1 protein-coding gene is annotated in these 19,937 nt (G+C 70.2%); it reads left to right on the top strand.

All coding sequences use genetic code 11. The features are described 5' to 3' along the window. Position 1: 1 nt before the first annotated feature. Positions 2-19,753: a helicase-like domain-containing protein gene (locus K7472_RS32850; protein WP_252395963.1), complete on the top strand. Its 19,752-nt coding sequence runs from the start codon at positions 2-4 to the stop codon at positions 19,751-19,753. Positions 19,754-19,937: the final 184 nt, after the last annotated feature.

Below are 19,937 nucleotides of genomic sequence, written 5' to 3'. Positions count from 1 at the left end.
GATGTACCAGACCCCCCGACAGCTCTCCGACCTGGATGCCCAAGCTGCCTCCCAGGCGATCGTCTTCCGCGCTTCGACCAGCCCGGAGGCGGGGCCGTGGCAGTACCGGCTCTACACCATCGGTGTCGACAACCCGCAGGCCGCCTACACCGAGCGCGACGGCTACTTGCTTGTCCGGGTGGGGCTCGACGGGGCGGTGCACGAGGTCGCCTCCTCCCAGGTACTGCCGCACCGACGGTGGGCCGAAGACCTCTTCGACCGGCTCTGGCAGGCCTTGGAAGAGGAGAGCCTGCCCATCGATCCGGACGGCGGCGACGCGCTGACGGCGGCGGAGCAGGCCCTCGTCACCGACGTCACCAGCGGCCCGGATCCCCGGCTGGATGACGATCCGCAGCTGTGGCGACCCAACCCCACCACGCCCCCGTTGGAAGAGAACGCGGTTTGGGAGACGGCGCCGCGGGATGCTGCGGACTTCCGGCCCGGGGACCTCATCGCCCACCGGTCCGGCACGCTCCCGGCCTACGAGTCGGCCGTGAACGTGCCTGCCGGGCAGGAGGCGCAAGACGTTTCCGACGACCTCGTCGAGACGGTGGTGGTCGACAGCACCGGCGGAGAGCTGCTGGTGCAGGACGTCGACGGCGACGAAGAGCCGTACCCCGTCGACATCGCCAGGGTCGCGATGCGCCGGGCTGCCGGCCCGGGGCGGGCGGAAGCAGGGGTGGAGCGGCCCCGGTTCCGGCCGCGCAGCCAAGATGACCTCGCTCCGTCCGGGCCGCTGGCGCGGATCCGGGCGAACATCGCCGCGATCCTCGTGCTGCACACCTTGCGGGAGGAGAAGCGGCCCGCGACCGAGGCCGAGCAGGCGGTACTGGCGCGGTGGAGTTCCTGGGGGGCTGCCTGGCAGGTCTTCGACCCGCGCAAGCCGGAGTTCGCCGGGGTGCGCGGGGACCTGCGGTCGCTGCTGACCGAACAGGAGTGGTACGCGGCCGAGGCGACTGTCCGCAACGCGCACTTCACCGACGCCTCCCTGGTGCAGCCGATCTGGCAGGCCCTCAAGGACCTGGGATTCTCCGAGGGCCGGGTGCTGGAGCCGGGCTGCGGCAGTGGAAACTTCCTCGCCTTCGCCCCGTCCGAGGCGACGATGACCGGCGTCGAGCTCGATCCGACAACCGCCGAGATCGCCGCCGCCCTCTACCCGGACACGGAGATCCGCGGACAGGACTTCAAGGACACCCGCCTGCCCGAGGGCTACTTCGACGGCGTCATCGGTAGTGTCCCCTTCGACGAGATCGCCCCGACCGATCCCGTCCACAACCCGCTGCGGCTCGCCCTGCACAACTACACCATCGTCAAGTCCCTCGAACTGACCCGGCCTGGCGGCCTGGTCGCTGTCATCACCAGCCGCTACACCCTGGACTCCATGGGCAGGACCGCCCGGTTGGAGATCGCCGACCGGGCGGACCTGGTCGGCGCGGTGCGGCTGCCAGCCGGTGCGCACCAGCGGGCCGCGGGCACGGACGTCGTCACCGACATCCTCATCCTGCGCCGCCGCGACGGCAAGGCTCCGGCAACTCCGCCGGAGTGGGTGGGCCTGTCCCCGGTGCAAGTCGGCGCCGAGACCAACGTGCTGGTCAACAACTACTTCGCCAAGCACCCCCAGATGGTGCTGGGCACGATCGGGCTGACCAGCACCCAGTATGGCCGCGACGACCTGACCGTCCGCCCCAAGGAGGTCGCCGACCTCACACAGACGCTGACCGAGGCGCTGGCCACGATCACCTGTCAGGCCCACGAGATGGGCCTGACGATGAGCGCCTCCCCGGACGCCGTCCAGCGGGCGGCCGTCGAGCAGCGTGCCGAGCGGATGCGCCAGGCGCAGGAGATGTTTGGCGAGGAACTCCAGCGATTCGAGGGCACCCTCATCGACCAGGGAGACGGAACGTTCCTCCAGGTCGTCGGCGGCGAGCTGGCCGACCGCCCGGTGTTCAAGAACGCGGCGGACGAGCTGCGCGCACTGCTGCGCCTGCGCGACACCTACGTCGACCTGCTCAGCGCGGAGTCCACCGGGCAGGACGCGCAGGCCACCGCGCTGCGCGGTCAGCTCAACGCCCACTACGACGCCTACGTCGCCAAGTTCGGGTTCCTCAACGACCGTGAGGGTCGCAGTGACCGGCGTGACCGCCGCAGCGCGCACGGTGCGTTCCGCACCGAGCCGTACGCCGCTGGCGTGTACGCGCTGGAGGTCTACGACAAGGACTCGCGCACAGCCAAGAAGTCGGCGATCTTCACCCGGGCAGTCACCAAGCCGCAGGCGGAGCATACCCGCGCCGAGACCCCCCAGGACGCGCTGGCGATCAGCCTGAACGCCTACGGCAAGGTGGAACTCGGCGAGGTCGCCCGTCTGCTCGGCATGGAGTCCTTGGACGAGGCTCGGGACGCCCTCGGCGAGATGGTGTTCAACGAACCGGGCAGCCAGCGGCTTGTGCCCGCCGCCGAGTACCTGAGCGGGAACGTCCGAGAGAAGATCGAGCAGGCCGAGAAGATCCTGCGGATGGTTTCGGAAGAGACTCGGGCCGAGCACCCGCTGCAGCTCAACGTCACCGCGTTGCGCGGGGTGCTGCCGCCCGACGCCCAGCCCGGCGACATCGAGAACGTCGAGATCGGTGCGACCTGGGTCGCACCAAAGTACTACGAGCAGTTCATACGGCAGCTGCTGCAGACCAAAGCCGTTACCGTGACCCGCGCCTCCGGGGCGGACTGGGAGGTCGACGCGCCGAAGGCGGTGCACGTCTCCCGGACGGCCACCAAGGTCTACGGCACCGTGCGCCGGGATGCTGTGGAGCTGTTCTTTCGGATGCTGCGGCGGGCCACCCTCGTGGTCAAACCGCCTAAGCCGGACGAGAACACCACCCCGGAAGAGTTACGGAACGGCAAGCGGTGGGCCGCAGACCAGACCGAGCAGGCAATCGCGAAGGCGGACGAGCTCAACCGGCTGTTCGCCGACTGGCTATGGCAGGACGCCGAGCGCACCAAGGATGTCCTGGGCACCTACAACCGGCTCTACAACTCATACATCCCCTACCAGGGCGACGGCTCACATCTGACGTTCCCCGGCCTGTCGGAGACGATCACCCCGCTGCCGCACCAGCGCGCCGGCGTAGCCCGCGCGCTGTCCGAGCCGTACGGCACCTTCTTCGACTACGAGGTTGGAGCCGGCAAGACCTACACCATCGCCATGACGGTCATGGAGATGAAGCGCCTGGGCATGATGAGCAAGCCGTCAATCGTGGTGAAGAATTCGACGATCAACGACTTCCGCAACGACTTCCTCAAAGCCTATCCGCGGGCGCGTGTACTGGCGATCGACAGCAGCGAGTTCACCAAGGAGTCCGCCACAGCGTACGTCGCGCAGATCGCCAACGGCGACTGGGACGCCGTCATCCTGCCCCAGTCCCTCTTCAAACGGATCCCGATGTCCGGGCGCGGCCAGGCTCAGTTCGTCGCCGACCAGACGGCCGAGTACCGGGCCCGCATCCACAAGGCGCTCACCGGCAGCGACCAGGCGCTTGACCCAGCGCTCAACCCCGGTGGCGACCCGCTGATCGCCGATGCGCTGGACGCGGTGACGGCTGTCAGTGGTGGCCGGCCCGTTTCCAAGGCCACCATCAAGAAGCTGCAGGGTGACCTGAAGCGCCACACGCAGCGAGTTGAGAAGAACCTCGGTAAGACAACCACGACGGGCATTTCGTGGGAGCAGACCGGCATCGACTTCATCGCTGTGGACGAAGTCCAGGACTTCGCCAACGGTGAGGTTGGAGCGAACAACTCCGAGTTGGCGCTACCGGTCTCCGCGCAGGCCAAGGACCTGAAGGTCAAGCTGCGCTCGATGTTCAAAGCGTATGGTCGCAAGGTCGGTCTCGGCTCCACGGGAACCCCGTTCCCTAACGCGATGCCCCAGTCGTACGTAATGCTTGATCTTTTCCGCCCGGACCTGCTCCAGGCCGCAGAGATATCGGCATTCTCCTCCTTCCAGGCGCAGTACCTCGCGGAGACCATGGCCCCGGAAATCTCCCCGGAGGGCATTCCGCGGATCAAGGAGCGAATCGGCGGTTTCCGCAATGCCAAGTCGTTCAGCCAGCTGTGGAAGTCCATAGCAGACGTCAAGACCAAGCACGATCTGAACCTGCCGGTCCCGAACTGCACCAGCGAGACCATCGTGGTCCCCGCCACCGACGCCGACCGCGAGTACATGGCGGAGATCGCCGACCGCGCAGAGGCCGTGCGCGCTCGCGACGTCGACCCCACCCAGGACAACCTACTCAATATCAGCAACGACGGTCGTCTGGCTGCCATGGACCTGCGGATGGTGGGCATGTCCCCCGACGGTCCCGGCAAGCTGGACACCGCCGCCGACAAGATCGCCCAGATCTGGCAGGAGTACAAAGACCACCGTTACGCCGACCGCGAGGGCACCCCCAGCGAGCTGACCGGCGCCCTCCAACTGGTGTTCGCCGACCGCGGCACCGCCTCGGAGGAGGCCAAGAAGCGCGGGAAGTTCATCGCCTACGACTACCTGCGCGACGAGCTGGTCAAGCGCGGCATCCCAGAGGACAAGATCCGCTACTCCCAGGACGCACGGACCGCCGAGGCGAAGGAGAAGCTCTTCGCCGACGCCCGCGCGGGCAAGGTCGCCGTACTGATCGGCTCCACCGACACCATGGGCGTCGGCGTCAACGTGCAGGACCGGGCGATCGCGCTGCACCACCTGGACTGCCCCTGGCGGCCCTCCGACGTCACTCAGCGCGAGGGCCGCATCATCCGGCAGTTCAACCAGCACTTCACCCAGGGCGTTCCCGTCCAGCTCTACCGGTGGACAAAAGCCGGCTCTTTTGACGCGTTCATGTGGCAGACGGTCGAGCGCAAGGCGCGCTTCATCGACCAGGTCCGCACCGGCCGGGAGCTGGACGAGCAGGACCAGGCGCTCGACGGCGACCTGGGCAAGGACTACCTGGAATACGGCGAGATCAAGGCCATCGCGACCGGCAACCCGCTGCTACTGAAGAAGCTGCAGGCCGACGAGGAGGTCCGCCAGCTGGAGGCGGCCTACAAGAGCTGGCAGCGCACCCACAAGCACCTGCGCACCGTGGTCGACACCGCCGACGAAACCCTGGCCAAGGCCCAGGAGCGGGCCGACCTGGTGGCGCAGGCGCTCACGATGCGCGCCGACACCAAGGGCGGCGCCTTCCGGACGGAGCTGCCCAACGGCACCGTCGTCACCAAGCGCGGCGAGGCGGCCACCGCCCTGCGCACCCAGCTCGTGCTGGCGCAGCGCATGAGCTACGGGCCGGTCAGCCGCTGGGAGAACGTGGCCACTGTGGGTGGCCAGCAGTTCGAGGCCCGCATCAACTCCGTCCACGACTACATCGAGTTCCGCATCCGCGGCCTGCGCGACATTCCCCAGGCCACCTTCACCATCGACGACGTCGGCGCGCTCATCAGCGACGGCAAGTCCCCGCTCGGTGTGGTGACTCGTATGGAGAACCTGTGCGAGCGGCTGGATGAGATTCACACTCGGCTGCTGGGCGCCGTGGAGGAGCTGAAGCAGGAGATCAACCGCGCCCAGAAGCTGGTCGACCAGCCGTTCACCAAGCTCGACAAGCTCCACCGGGCCCGCGCCGAACAGGCCCGCCTCGACGCCGAGATCGAGAGCCAGGCCACCGGCCAGGACTTGTATGAGGACGACACCGCGGCGGCGGAGCGCCCCTCGGCTGCCGAACCGGCCACGGCCGGCTCCGGCGAGAAGCAGGCTACGGCGGAGCCGTACGCCGACCGCGCCGAGTACTGGGCCGCCGAGCATGCCGCGTTGGAGGGTTACCGGACGTGGCAGCAGGAGTTCGGCACCCGCCTGGTCGACGGCACCGATGCCGAGGTCAGCCTGGTGGCCGCCGCGCAGCTGATGCTCTCGCAGTTCCAAGAAGCCCGTCGCAGCCGGTTGCTGGGACTGGAGCAGGTGGCCGACTGGCCGGTGCTCCAGGCCGCGACCGACTTGGCCCGCAAGGTCGCTGAGCAGTGGGACCGCGAGCAGCGTGGCCCGGTGGTGATGAGGCGCACCTGGGAGATGGCCTACGCGTTGCGCGACCACGCAGTCCGCTACCGCGCCACCGTGGAGGACCGCGAGACCACGGCCTTCCAGCAGTGGTGGGACGGTGACGAGCCGATCACCGTCGCGGACAACGAGGCACTGGAGTCCATCCCCGGCCTATCCATCTTCGACCAGTACACCGTCACCGGTCCCGAGGGCGTGCGCACCGGCCCGTTCAGCGGCGTCGACCTGGCGGCCGGTATCGCGCAGCTCCTCGCCGACGGGATGAGCGTGGAGGAGAACTCGGACGGTATCGCGCTGTCGGGGCCGGACGGCGCCCGCTTCGAGATCAAAGCCGTCTCCCCTACCGGCAGGCCCGCCAGCCCGGAGATCGACGCTGCGGTACTGGGCGTGCGTAGCGCTGCCGAGAACATCGGACCGGCCGAGGTAGATATCCAGACCGCGGCGGGTGGAGCGGACCAGGAGGGTGAGCCCGAGCCTGAGCCGGAATCGGTTCCCGCGGCAGAGGAAGTGCCTGGTTCGGGACTGGCGCAGGCCCACAGGCTGGCGGTGCTGCTTGACCACTACGCCGACGGCGGAGAGCTGGTGGCGGGCCGGGAACGGGTCGGCGAGTCGATCCGGCAACTGCGTGACGCGCTGGACATCGCCGAGCCCGGCGATGCCGCCTGTATAAGTGAGTTCGCCGAGGCCAGCGCCGATGTCGAGCGTGGCGAGCAGCTGTCGCCGACGGACGTGTTCGCCCGCTACGACCGGTTGGCTGCTGCCGCATCCCGGCTTGCCGACGAGATCGGAGGTCAGGTCGCCGAGCACGGTGCCCGGCTCGCCCAGCGCACTGAACGCCACCTGGGGCGGATGCACGCCACGGGCCGCGACTTGGTCGACATGCTCTTGGACGCCTCCGCCCTGGACACCGATGCCTGGTCGGTCCTGGTGCACAACGACCCGCTGAAGGAGAAGCCGGCCCCGTACCCCGCGAGCGATCAGCTCACCTTCGCCCGGCAGCTGCTCTTCGAGACCTACGACCGCTGGCCCGAGGTCTTCACCAGCAAGGGCGGGGAAGCCAGCGCCCAGCTGCGCGGCGCGATGTGGAACATCCGTCAGGCCCCCGACACCGCGATCGGCACCGCGCTCATCGACTGGATGCAGGTCGTCTCCTACGCGCTGGACGCGGCCGAGGAGGCGGAAAACTCCGTCAGCCGCACCGTGCTGCGCGATCTGGCCCAGCGCGCTTACCGGCATCACCAGGCCCTTGCCGCCCACCAGTTGGCGGTGGCTGACTCCCCGGCCTACGGCCAGGACCGCTCGTTCGCCGACGGCGTGCAGTGGATCACAACGGCGTGGGAGGCGTGGCTGCGGACACCCACTGCTCGCGACCTTGCCGAGCGGACCGGCCGGGCGGCGGACGCCGCGCTGGGCAGTGCGCGCACGGCGCTGGAGGAGATCCGGCAGGCACTGTACGGCGCCGAGTGGGCCACGACCGACGACGGTACCTTGGAGGAGGTCACCCGCCGCACGACGAAGCTCGCGCACACCACCTACGCGCTGGTGCTCAGTCTGCAGGACGGCGTCTACCGCAGCCCGGACGACGGCAAGGCGCTGACTCGGCTGGTACGGGCCAGCTACGAGCACGCCGCCGCCTGTCGCGCCTCCGCCGATGACCCCCAAGCGGTGGCCGATGTGTGCACCGCCCTGGCCCAGCAGCAGGAGGCGCTGCGGGCTGGGGCAGACCCGCAGACCGCGCCGGAGCCGATCACCAGGCCCAAGGCCGAAGCCCAGGTCAGCACGCTGGAGGTCGAGCACCACTACCGCGGCACCGTGGTGCGCGGCACCACGAACGAGGAGCGCGATGCGCCGGTGCGCGCCGCCCTCGATCGGCACGGCTTCCGCTTCTCCCGCAACCAGGGCTACTGGTACCTGCCGCGGCGCATGGTGCAGACCACGCGGGACGTTCACGTCCGCAAGCTGGTCGACGAGCTCAGCCGCCTGGGCCGGACCTACCGGATGACCGAGGAGCCGCCGGAGCAGGCCGGGCCGCAGCATTTCGTCATTCCGGTGGGGGAGCCCTACGCCAGCAAGGGAGAGGCTACCGACGACTTCGAGGAGACGTTCGCCGGCTACTGGCGGATGCAGGACACCCCGGCGGGCAAGCGGCTGATCACGCGCGGGGTCGGCGCCCGCCCAGACGGTGAAGCGGTTCACCGGGCCCTGGAAGATCTGCGGCAAGGCCCGATCGGCAGCGGCCGCGACCCTTTCGCCGACCCCGCCGACGATGTCGTCCGCCGCTGTACGGAGTTGGCTCGTGCGACGCAGACGCTCGCCCGTAACCTCGAAGAAGAGCACTACCGCGCTCCGGTGGCGTTGCGTCACTTCCGCACGATTTCGCAGTACGCGACCCTGCTGGCTTCACGTATCACCGCAACCGCCCAGCAAGAAGGGCTTTGGGAACGCCTGTTCGCCGCAACCCGCCCCAGCGTGGAGGCCGAACCGGCGTCGCAGGCCGATGTACAGACCACGACGGAGCCGGAGGCGCAACCGGCCCAAACACCGAGGACTGGGACGCCGGACGCCCTGGTGGACGGGCCGTACAAGGGTGAGGGGCTGCTCGATGCTGTCGAGCATCTCGACCTGCTGACCCAGCAGGTGACCGGGCACTTGCCGGGCTCACCACAGGCGGAGCAGGTGCCAGCGGAGGGCCAGGAGGCATGGTTCCGGGGGCCGGCCAAGGTCGAGGTGCCCGATGGTTTCGTCCCGTACGACAACGACACCGCAGCACTCAAGCCCGGTGACGTGGTCCGAGTGCGGTTCAAGCGGTGGCTGGAGTCTCGGCGGATGTCGCACCGAACGGTGGTGATCACAGGTCCGGAGGAGCCGGCCGACGGCTACTACAGGGGTAGGCCGGTCCGCACGCACCCGAGCAGCATCGTCGCGATTCCTGCCGACTCCCGCCTGGTGTCAGGGGCGGAAGACGACCGGTACACCCTGCGCTGGGAGTTCGACGTCCGGTGGGAGTCGGCGGCGGAGGCCGCCCGCGCCGCGTACCGCGGCGAGGTGCCGCTGACGCAGGCGGTCGACGCCTACCGGCAAGCGTTCACCGCAACGGGGGCGCTCGTGCGGGAACTGGAACGCGGTTGGGTGCCCCCGGCCGGCCGTGAGTTGCTCTCACAGCTACTCGCGGACAGCGAGCAGCACATCGTGCGGCTCGTGCTGACCGATCGGGTGGCCGAGGAGACTGTCCAGGCGGAGCAGCGGCACCGTGAACAGCAGCTCGCGACCCGGCAGGAGAACCCCGTAGCGGAAGGGCAGCACAGCCAGCCGGACGACCCGGAGCCCAGACGTACCAAGCGGGCCGAAGTCGAAGCGGTGATCGCCGCCGGTAATGAAAGGAACCGTCAGCACGCCCGCGACCTGGCGATCCGAGTGGCGCTCGACGATGACTTGGTGCGTGCGCGGTTTGCCGAACCCACGACGGTAGAGGACCTGCGGGCATGGTTCTGGGAGTGGCTGCGGCAGACGCGCCTGAACCCGCCAGAAGACCTGGGCACCGACCGCTTCGAGGACTACTTCGTCGGCGCCGGTGCCCGCGAGGCCTTCGAAGTGACCGCTCGTCAGGTTTTCGATGAGGTGTACAGGGCCCTCAACCTGGCGGCACAGGCCGACGACCGTGAGGGCGCGGCAGCACAGCAGGCCGCGACGAGTGCGCAGGAACAGGCGGCTGTCGACGAGGGCCTGGCTGCCGTGGCCGAGTCCCCGCAGCCTCCAGGCCGGGCGGGGCAGATCCAGCAGGCCGCGCGGGCCAGCGGGTGGGAGGTCGCCGGGCAGTGGGCCCGCTGGTCGGAGCACTCCTCGCCGCACTATCAGCTGACGCTGCGCGCGCAGACCGCCCACGGGCCCCGGCACTACTCCCTTGTCTGGGAGCTGAGCCGGGGGAACTACACGTACAACGCGCAGCGCTCCGCCGCGCATCACCACTCCGGCCGCTCGGTGGTCCGCCCGCGCCTGGCCGAGGTCGAGCAGAACGTACTGGCTCGGGCGATCGAAGCGGGCACCTCGGCGGAGCAGGCGGTGCGGCAGATCCTCGACCCGTCCGCGCCCACCGAGCAGGACACGCTTTTCGCTGGCCTGGCGGCCGAGCAGCCGGAGCCGGTAGAGAGGAGGGAGGTTGCCGCGCCGAGGCCACCGGAAGCTGGCGGCACCGTCTCCGGGGCTCAGCTGACGCAACAGCATCTGGAGGCGCTGCCTCATCACGCCAATCCGCGTCCGACCGAGGATGCGCGGCTCGCCGTCGTGACCACGCTGAACCTTCGGGACGGGCAGGTCCGCGACGTGCTGATGCTGCTGCAGTCGCTGGAGGTGGACGCGGTCGACGGCAGCGACCCGATCGTGCGTGGTGCGCAGATCGTCCCTCACAACAACCTGTTGCCCACCAGCTTGAACGGGCGCTTCCTGCCCGCCGATCTGTTGGCCATGGCCGACGCCCGCGTGCTGCCACTGTCCGCGCCGATCCCGTGGGCTCAGGTCGAGCAGCTGGCGACGCTGCCCGCGCACGAGGCCCGCCTCGCGTTGCCATTGGGCGAGCCGACCGCGCAGCCGGTGGCGCGGTTTGCGACGACGGGTCAGCTGCGCACCCACTTCAGGGCCGCTCCGATACCGGGCGACCGGCGCGAGCTTGAGCGTATGGCAAAACACGCCTCGTTCGAGCTGACGCCGAACGGGCAGTTCGCCATGGTCCAGCAAGCCGGCGACGCTGACCTCGACCCGGTGCAGGGCACCGAGTGGTGCTTGCGGGCGGCGGGCAGCGGCGTGGAGTTCGGCCGGGTGGACGAGTACGCGTACCTGCTCAACACCGGCCTGGAGACGGCACTGAGCGTCATGGGCGGGCTGCGCTCCCGCGAGGACGCGCTCGTCTTCTCCGAGCGGCTGGCCGCGTTGCGGGACCACCTCGGGGCACCCATCGACTGGTCGAACCCCGCCCTGCCACGCACCGTGGGCGGCTACCGCTACGAGCTGGACCGCCTGGTCCTGTGCGAGCGCGCCCTGTTCGACCAGGAGCGAGGCCTGGACGCCGAGCAGTCTGAGGCCGTGCTGGTCTGGAATCTGATGGCGGAGCGGCCCGACCGGCTCCCGGCCCCGGCCGGCCAGGCGTATCCGGACGACTTCCGGGTGGGGGACCACCTCTGGTTCGAGGGGGACGACGAGTACCTTCCGCGCGAGGTGCTGGGTGCCCAAGACGGCCCAGCAGGGCTGGTCACCCTCACACTCGCCGCACTGCGCGCCGGTGAGGAGGACGGCACCGTCTCCGCCGAACGCGATGACGTCTATTCCTGGGATGTCCCGCGCAATCTGCTGCTCGCTCGCGCCACGCGCGAGGAGATCGCGGTCGAGGCCGCGCGGGCCTTCGGCCTGGCCCTGCCCGCGTCCGAGCCCTCTGCCGAGCAGCAGAGCGCTGATCAGGTGCCGCATGCCGAGGAGGCAGCGGCACACGAGGAACACCAGCCGGAGCCGGACGGGCAGGTCCCGGCCACCGACGAACCAGAGCAGGAGGAGAGCGTGACGGTCACGGAGCCCGCGGCGGCAGCAGGATCGTGGTCCAGCCGCATCAAGATCGTCACCGACGGCGGACGAACGTTCGTCACCGGTACGGGCGCCGCCGGGTACTGGGAGCACGAGGCGGAGCTGCGCGATCTGTTGAAGAAGGGCCGCCGCTTCGCCTTCCGGGACGGGCGCTGGCGCTACCAGGGCCGGGCGGCGGACCGCGACCGTGCCATGGAGGAGATCCGCGCCTATCTGCGGACTATGGACGAACGGGCGACGTCCACGCCAGCGGCCTCGGCGACGGAGTACCCGCCAACCGAACAGCAGCAGAAGATCATCGACGCTGCCTTGGCGGGGCGGAACATCGCCGTCCAGGCGCTCGCCGGGACCGGCAAGACGGCCACGCTGCAGATGGTCACCCGGCGGATGCCTGACAAGCGCATCGTCTACGTTGCGTTCAATAGGTCGATCGCTGACGAGGCGAAGCGGAAGTTCCCGCGCAACGTCACGGCCGACACCTCCCACGCGTTCGCACGGGCCGCGCTGCGGAACACCCCGCTGCGCTACAAGATCGCCAAGGCTGGGCGCAACGGCGGCGCGCGCCGCCCGAAGGACGTGGCCCAGGCCTTGGGGTTGAACGAGACACTGAGATATAAGGGCGGCGGCATCGAACCGGAGGACGTGGCGCGGATCGTGATGTCGGCGATCCGCCGGTTTCGCGAGAGCGCCGACACCGAGCTGGGCACGCTGCACCTCGGGCAGAGCTGGGCGCTCGGCCCGGCCGCTCCCGCACTGCTGGAGGTCGCCCGCCGCGCGTGGGCGGACATCGCCGACCCGACCAGCAACAATCTGTACTTCAGCCACGATGACTACCTCAAGCAGTGGGCGCTGACCAATCCGCAGCTGAATTACGACGTGATCCTGTTCGACGAGGCACAGGACATCAACCCGGTCCTGAAGAAGGTCATCCAGGACCAGGACACCCAGACGATCGTGGTCGGGGACAGCAACCAGAGCATCTACGAATTCCGCGGTGCGATCGACGCGCTCAAGGACTGGCCGGCCGACGAGGTCCTGCCGCTCACCCAGAGCTGGCGCTTCGGCCCGGAAGTGGCTGCCGTCGGCAACGCCTACCTGCAGTTGCTGAACTCAGAGCTGGTCCTGGAGGGCAACCCCGCGCTGGACACCACCCTCGGCCCGGTCGAGGAGCCCGACGCGGTGCTCACCCGCACCAACATCGGAGCGATCGCCAGCGTGTTCGCCGGATTCGAGGCGGGCAAGCGCGTGGCGCTGGTCGGCGGCGGCCGCGACATCGAAGAGATCGCCAAGGCGGCTCGTGACCTGCAGCGCGGGCGCCGCACCAAGCACCCGGAGCTCCAGGCGTTCGACAGCTGGAACGAGGTCCGCGAGTACGCCGAGAGCGAGGACGACAAGTCCCTGCAGATGTTCGTCCGGCTCGTCGACCGCTACAGCCCCGAGGGCCTGCTGGGCATGATCGGGGATCTGGTGCCGGAGGACGCCAAGGACGAAGCCATGCGCCCGGAGCTGGTGGTCTCCACCGCCCACAAGGCCAAGGGCCGGGAGTGGAGCCGAGTCCGCATCGGCCCGGACTTCCCCCAGCCCCCGGAGAACGAGAACGGAGAACTGGCCCTGCCCGCGGCCGAAGAACTGCGGCTGGCCTACGTGACGGTGACCCGGGCCAAGGAACGACTGGAGATGGGCTCGCTGGGTTGGGTGCACACCCTCGGCGAAGAACTGGTGCCCGTCGCTGTACAACAGGCGGTCGCGGCCGCGCCGGAGCGGGCCGCGGCCCAACCCCCCGCCGTCGAGGCCGAGCGCGCTGCGGCAGCGGTAACCGACGCGGCCGACTTGCAGGAGCAGGCGTCGGCCGACGCGGCTCCTGAACGGGTGCGAGGCCCGCTGGTCTCGGTCAGCTTGTCGGCCGACGATCAGGGCAAGCTGACGGTCACCCTCGAAACCAACGGCTCGCGCCACGAACGGCTCGTGCCCGGTCTTGCTCCAGAGAATCTGCCAGGCGTCGAGTTGCCGGTGACGGCGCAGGTGCCCGCGCTGGTCCGTCCGGCCTCGGCCGGGGAATCGCTGGTCTCGGAGAAGGAGGTCACCACCTGGCTGGCGGCGCATCTGCCCGGCAGCGCGCTTGCCGCCTGCTGGGGAGCGCAACAGGCGCGTCCAGGGCTGGCCGCTGCGATGCGCGACGCGCTGCGCGACTCGATGGCCCCGGCTTTGAGGGACATCGCGGCGTGGCTTGTAGAGACCGCTGCCGAGCAGGAACGCTTGGTGGGCGCCGCGCACGCCAACGACCAGGACAACTTCGCCGTGGTGTTCGCACCGGCCGCCGACGACCTGGTCATTGACGGCGGCTCCGAGCACCTGATCTGGAGCTATCTGGGCTCCGACGGCGCTCGTCGTGAAGAGGTGCTGCACCTGGCGGTCCCGGCCGCCTACGAGCAGCTGCGCCACCTGAAGCTGCCTGCGGACGCTCCGCGCGAGGAGCCCGCCCCCGAGCAGGAAGCGGCCCCGGACGCCGCCCCGGCACAGCAGGGCCCGGACGCCGAGGACCGGCAGCGCCTGATCGACGGATTCGGTGACCGCCTCATGTTCGGTCATATCGGTTCCCAGCCCAAGCCGGTGAAGCCGGAGACACCTGAGTCGGCATCGTCGGCGCCCGAGGCGACTGGGCAGAGCTCAGACGAAACCCTCGCCCAGTCCGCGCAGGAGGAACTGGTGGGCGGCGAGCAGCCGTCGCTGTTCGCAGACAGCACCGCCGCGGCCCCTGATGCCGAGACGGCGGGCGCCGAGGCGACCGGGGGCGCACAGCCGGAGGCGGCGAGCGAGACTGTCGCTACCGCACGGTCGGCTCCCCTGCCGTGGGACTACGACAAGATCCGCCGCCGCGCCCAGGCCGGAATCCGCCGAGGGCAGAACAGCATCATCCCCAACCTCGCCCGCGAGATCAGCGAGGCCGTGGGCGCCAGCGGGGCCCGGATTGTGTGGGAGCAGGACCACCCCTTCGACCAGTTCCTGCTCAACCTCCAGCACACCCTGGTGGGTTTCGGCGAAAGCGACGCTACCCGCATCTTGGTGGACGAGGTTGCTGGCGCGCTGCAGCAGCGGATCGGGCAGATCGCCGACCGCGCCGCTGAGCACTACAACGCGCTGATCACCCCGAATGCGGACGACCCGCAGCTGCTGGCCGCGTTGGAGGAGCAGCTCACCGCCGACAACCGGCTGCCCGAGCTGACTAATCCGTTCGTCCGCGAGGCGCTGGTGCTGATCCTGCGCACGATCGACGACGCCGAGCGCACCGCGCGCAGTCGCAAGCTCAAGCCGGCCGCAGTCCGCGACGCCCTGGACCAGATCGTCGGCCTGGCCGGGTCCACCACGGTGGACGGAGAGCTGTTCCCGCACCTGGACGCGGCACTGACGCCCGTCAAGGTACAGCTGGACGTGGCGCGGGAACTCATGGCCGAACTCGGCTGGAACGCCCCGACGGTGGAGGAGTACGCGCAGCTGCGCCGCTCCATCGCCGACCGCGAGCAGCAGGCCGCGGCCGCGCCGCAGACGGACGAAGCGCATCAGGACGAGCCGTCGGCCGAGGGCGAGGCCGCCGCGCCCGAGCCACTGGCCGACCGCGACATTGCCGCAGCGCTCGGCCGGATCTCCGCCCACGACTTCGGTCAGCTCATCTTCGACCTCGACAGCGGCCAGAAGCGGTACCCGCAGCTGTATGAAGGGTTCTTCCAGATGCCCTCCGGGCCCGGGAACGAGCAGGGCCAGGAAACGGCGAGCGCCTACTCCTCCCGGTCCGGGCTGGAGATCACGGTCTCTGTGGACGACATCCCCGCACGCGCGGGTAAGCTCCCGTGGCCCCGCGCGGTCACCTGGCTGCGCCCGGCCCTCACCCCGCTGCGCCGAGAACTCATCGAGATGACGTGGCGTACGAGCAACGCGCTTCAGCGCACCGAAGACGGTTTCACCGCCATCGGTGAGCGCGGTCGCTTCCAGGCGGTGCGCCAGGAAGTGCGCACCCTGCTCGAATCGTTGAGGCACACGCTGATCAGCGAGTCGTTGCGCGCCCACGAGGAGGGCACGGCCGAGGGCCTGATCGCACGGAACCGGCTGTCGGCGCAGGAGCCGGACGACGGTCTGATCAGCCTGGACGACCTGGTGGACCCGGCCAGCGCGAGCGAGCGGGCCGCCGACGAGGCGTCTTTGGAGCGGGTTCGGCGCCTGTACGCGGTGCTGCCGGAGCACCACACCAGCGTCAAGGCCTTGCGTGAGGTGCAGGCGGGGGACGCCTTCTGGCAGGTCTCACCGCAGCGGCTGCTGTTCGTCGCGGGCGACCTCGCTACGATCGAGGAGGGGCGGATCTCCATTGCCGGGGAGCTGCTGCTGGGAGGTGGCGAACGGCGCCCGTACGTGTGGTCCGGGGCGCAGTGGACCGACCTCGACGTCCAGGTCCAGCCGCTGACGCTGCCGCATTCATTCGGTGATCTGGTCGACGCGCCAGCTGATGCTGGCGCCGAGATCCGCACGGACAGCAGGGACGGCGCCCGTGCCGAGGACGGTCCCGCCGCGCCGCACGAGCCGGTCGCCGAGACCGAGGCGGCCTCCGCCGCTGGGGTGGTCGCGGAACCCGCCGAAGTCGTGGAGCAGCAGCCGCAAGCGGACGCCGGTGTCAGCGAGGCGGAGGCGGCACCGGCACCCGCGCGGCCCGCCGAGGCGCCGGGTGCCGCGCCGGGAGCCGACCAGGCGCGCCCGGACGACAGCACCGGCGCGCGTCAACTGCCGTACGCCGACCGCGACTCCTTCCTGCAGGAGTTCACCCAGCTGCGGCGGGCCTACGGGGCGTGGGCGGCCTGCGACACCGGACGGTCGATGCTGGCGGAGGCGCGGGAACTGCGCGAGGAAACCGGCGTGCCGGGCGCGAACGAGGCCGCGCAGATCGAGGAGGCATGGCGTACGGTCTCCCGGACCGGGCTGCGCGACACCGATCCGCACACCATCGCCCGCAGTTACCGGGAACTGATCTCGGCCGCGACGCTGGCCGGCCGCTCGATGGACGAGCGCCAAGCGTTCGCCTCGGTCGCCGACCGGCGGCTGCTGCGGACAGTGATCGCGCAGGCCAGGGAGCAGGCCGGGCGCCTGGAGGCGACCGCCGCCCAACAGCCGGCCGCTCCCGCAATGGCGGAGGCCGTCACAGCCGGCCAGCAGGATCAGGCCGAGACCGAGGTCGGGGAGTCGGACTCCTTCGCTCAGCAGATAGCGGAGCGCAAAGAACGCTTCATCGAGCAGGTCCGCACCGGCGGGGAACTGCCCGTGACGGACCAGCTGCCCGATGACCCGGATCAGGGATCCGAGGAACTCAGGGAGTTCGAGGCCGCGGTCACCGGTGATCCCCTGCCGCTGGACGAGCTTCAGGCGCAGGCCCGCGAACAGCAGTCTTCTGCCGACGAGCAGTTGAGCACCGAGCCGCAGGCGGAGGGCGTCGCGGGGGAGTCAGGCCAGCAGGTCCAGCGTGACCCGGCGGTGGCCGAGGAGCAGGAAGCGCCGGAGGCCGACGGCGCGGACTTGGCCGCTGAGGCCGACCGCAATGCCGTCGCGGACGACTTCGGCTTCTGGCGCGACGTGATCGGCGACGACCTGGTGGCCGGCGGGGTCGTCTACAGCAGCGACGAAGGGGAAGAGGGCGTGCGTCGCCGTGAGGCTGAGCCGAACGTGGACGGCCTGGACACAGTGGTCCACGACACCCAGGCACCGCAGGCCGAGACCCCTGCGGCGCCCGCCGATTCCTACGAGCCCACGGCAGGCGGTCAGCCTGTCCGCGACACGATCGTGGAGGAGCCCGTGGCGCAACCGGAAGCAGCGATGGAGGAGCCACGCTCCCCGGCCACGGACGAGCTGGACCAGCACTTCGAGAGCATCATCGCCGTGCTCCGGGATGGCGGCGAGCAGCAGGGCACCGAGCCGGTCACACCGGCGGCCGCGCCCGTGACGCGGCGTCTGAGTGAGGACGACGAACGGCGGCTCAACGCCCGGTTCGATGCCCTGCGCGCGGAGTTGAACAGGACCCTGCGCGGCATCGACGCCGATCCGATCCTGCCCCGCTCCCAGGACCTGGCGGTCGATGCGGCCGACGCGGCGGAACTCGATACCGCGCTGGGGGCGGCCCAGGACCAGGCGGGCTACTACTGGGGCACCCCGGAGTGGGAGACGATCCGCCAGGTCCGCGACGCGGCGCAGGGGCTGCGCGCGGCGGTCCGCGAGGCAGTGGGCACCTACGCCGAGGAGCTGGTGCGCGATGTGCGCACCCACGGTCTGGACCGCACGATCCAGGCCCGCACGGCGCGGGTCATCTCGCACGCCGCTATCGCGCTGGCGAGGAGGCTGGACCGTGGCGGGCATCGGGACACCGCCGTCTGGAGGGCGGTGTGGCGGCTGCACCGTGCTTCCGCCACCCGGGCCGACCGGCTCACCGGCCTGCTGCCGCCCGGCCAGCGCATCGACCTGGTCGGCCAGCTGCGCGGGGCCTGGCAGTGGCTCGCCTCGCGGATCACCACCCGGCCCGCCGGTGAGGAGGGCGGCGACCGCGAGCCGGGTCGGATGGGCGCCTTGATGGAGCGCGGCTTCGAGACGGTCAAGCGGGCGTACCACGCGGCTGCCGACCGGATAGGCGACCTCGCGCACCATCCGCTGTGGCGGCGTGTCACTGCCGCGTTCGAGTCCGCGCAGGAGGTGATGGACCGAGCGCGGCTCGGCGTCCACCGGCTCTCGGCGGACAACTCCGCGCTAGGCACCGGGCGGACGCTGTGGGTGCGCACCGTCGAGTTGATCTCTCACGGCATCCGGACGCTGCTGGATCGGCTGGAGCGCGGCGACAACCGCGGCGGTCTGCGGTGGAACGCGCTGCGCGTGCTTCATCACGCGGCCGAGGAGCACATCTCCCACCTGCGCGGCTACCTCCCCGAAGGGGAAACCACCCCGCTGGGCACCTACTACGATCCCGAGCCAGCCACCCAGAACAATGTCGTGGACGGCGAGCAGGTCACCAGTGCGGCCCCGCGGGCGCAGGCCGAGGCACAGGCCGCCGGGCAAGAATCGGGGCCGCTCTGGAACCCCGAGCACGAGCCGTTCCGCAGTCGGTGGTTCAACGAGGTGCGCGCCGCGCTGCCCCGCGATCCGCGGACGCAGAGGGAGCTATCCCGCGGCGACATGATCAGCCTGCTGTTCCGGGAGAACCAGCGTGCGGTGCGGGGGCAGACCGACCGAGCCGAGGCCGGTCAGCGCGCCAACGAGGCGGTCGAGTTGTACCTGAGCGGCCGGGGCAGCGAGGTGCCCGCCATGCTGGCTGGCGAGGGTTACGCCTACGTGCGGGGCGAGGACGGCGGCCGCTGGCAGCTGCGTGTGGCCGAGAGCCCTGCTCCGGCGGCGCGGCTGGCTGCTGCCGCTGCTGAAGCCTCGGTCGGGGCGGAACAGGCGGCCGCGACTCCTGCGCAACCGGAGGCAGCGGAGGCTCAGGCGCCGCCGCTGCCGCAGCGCCACCGCGGCGGCGACGCTCCGGCCCCGGCGCCTGCCTCCGCCGCACTTCAACAGCCGCAGCAACAGCAGGGCGAGGCTCCGGATCAGCGGGCCATGACCCAGCAGGCCCTTGCCATGCAGGCGCAGCGGCTCCGTGATCGGGCCCGGCTCGCCGCCGCGGCGGCGACCACACCTGCCGAACGGAGCAAGGCCGAGATGCTGATGCAACTGGCAGACAAGTCCCAGGTGGCGGCGCAGAAGCTGTCCGACAAGCCTCAAGCGTCGGTGGCGCCATCGCAGGAAAAGGCATTGATGGCCGAGCCGTTCCTCGCGGCGCTGCGCGTCCACGCGGCCGCCAAGGGGGCGGCGTTGCCGGAGAACGTGATTCAAGGCGCGTGGCAGGCTGCGGTGAAGGCGACCGCCACCGCCGCGGCCAAGCGGCCGTCGGCGCAGCCACAGAGCCCGGCGGCGAAGGGCCCGAAGAAAGAGAAAGAGCAGCGTCCGCAGCGGCACACGCAGGAAGAGCTCCACCAACGACGTCCGCAGGGCAATGCCCCGAGCACTCCGGGCCGGCGATAGAAATGCGTGGCCCTCCGTCCTGCCGGATGCGGGTGAGATCCATGTTGACGTGGGTGACTGCGGCCTTGCGGGCCTCGGCCGCGCCGCTCGGGAACCGTTGTTCGCCAGCAAGCTGGCCGGGAGCACAACAGCCTCACCGCCCCTGCGGACGAGCGTTTGGCTTCGTTGATGTCTAGGGGTTCTA

Origin of the sequence: Streptantibioticus parmotrematis (genome assembly GCF_019890615.1) — a bacterium.
GTDB classification, from domain to species: Bacteria; Actinomycetota; Actinomycetes; order Streptomycetales; family Streptomycetaceae; genus Streptantibioticus_D; species Streptantibioticus_D parmotrematis.
The sequence above is the reverse complement of the archived record's forward strand: the minus strand, read 5'-3'. Positions and strand labels throughout refer to the sequence as shown.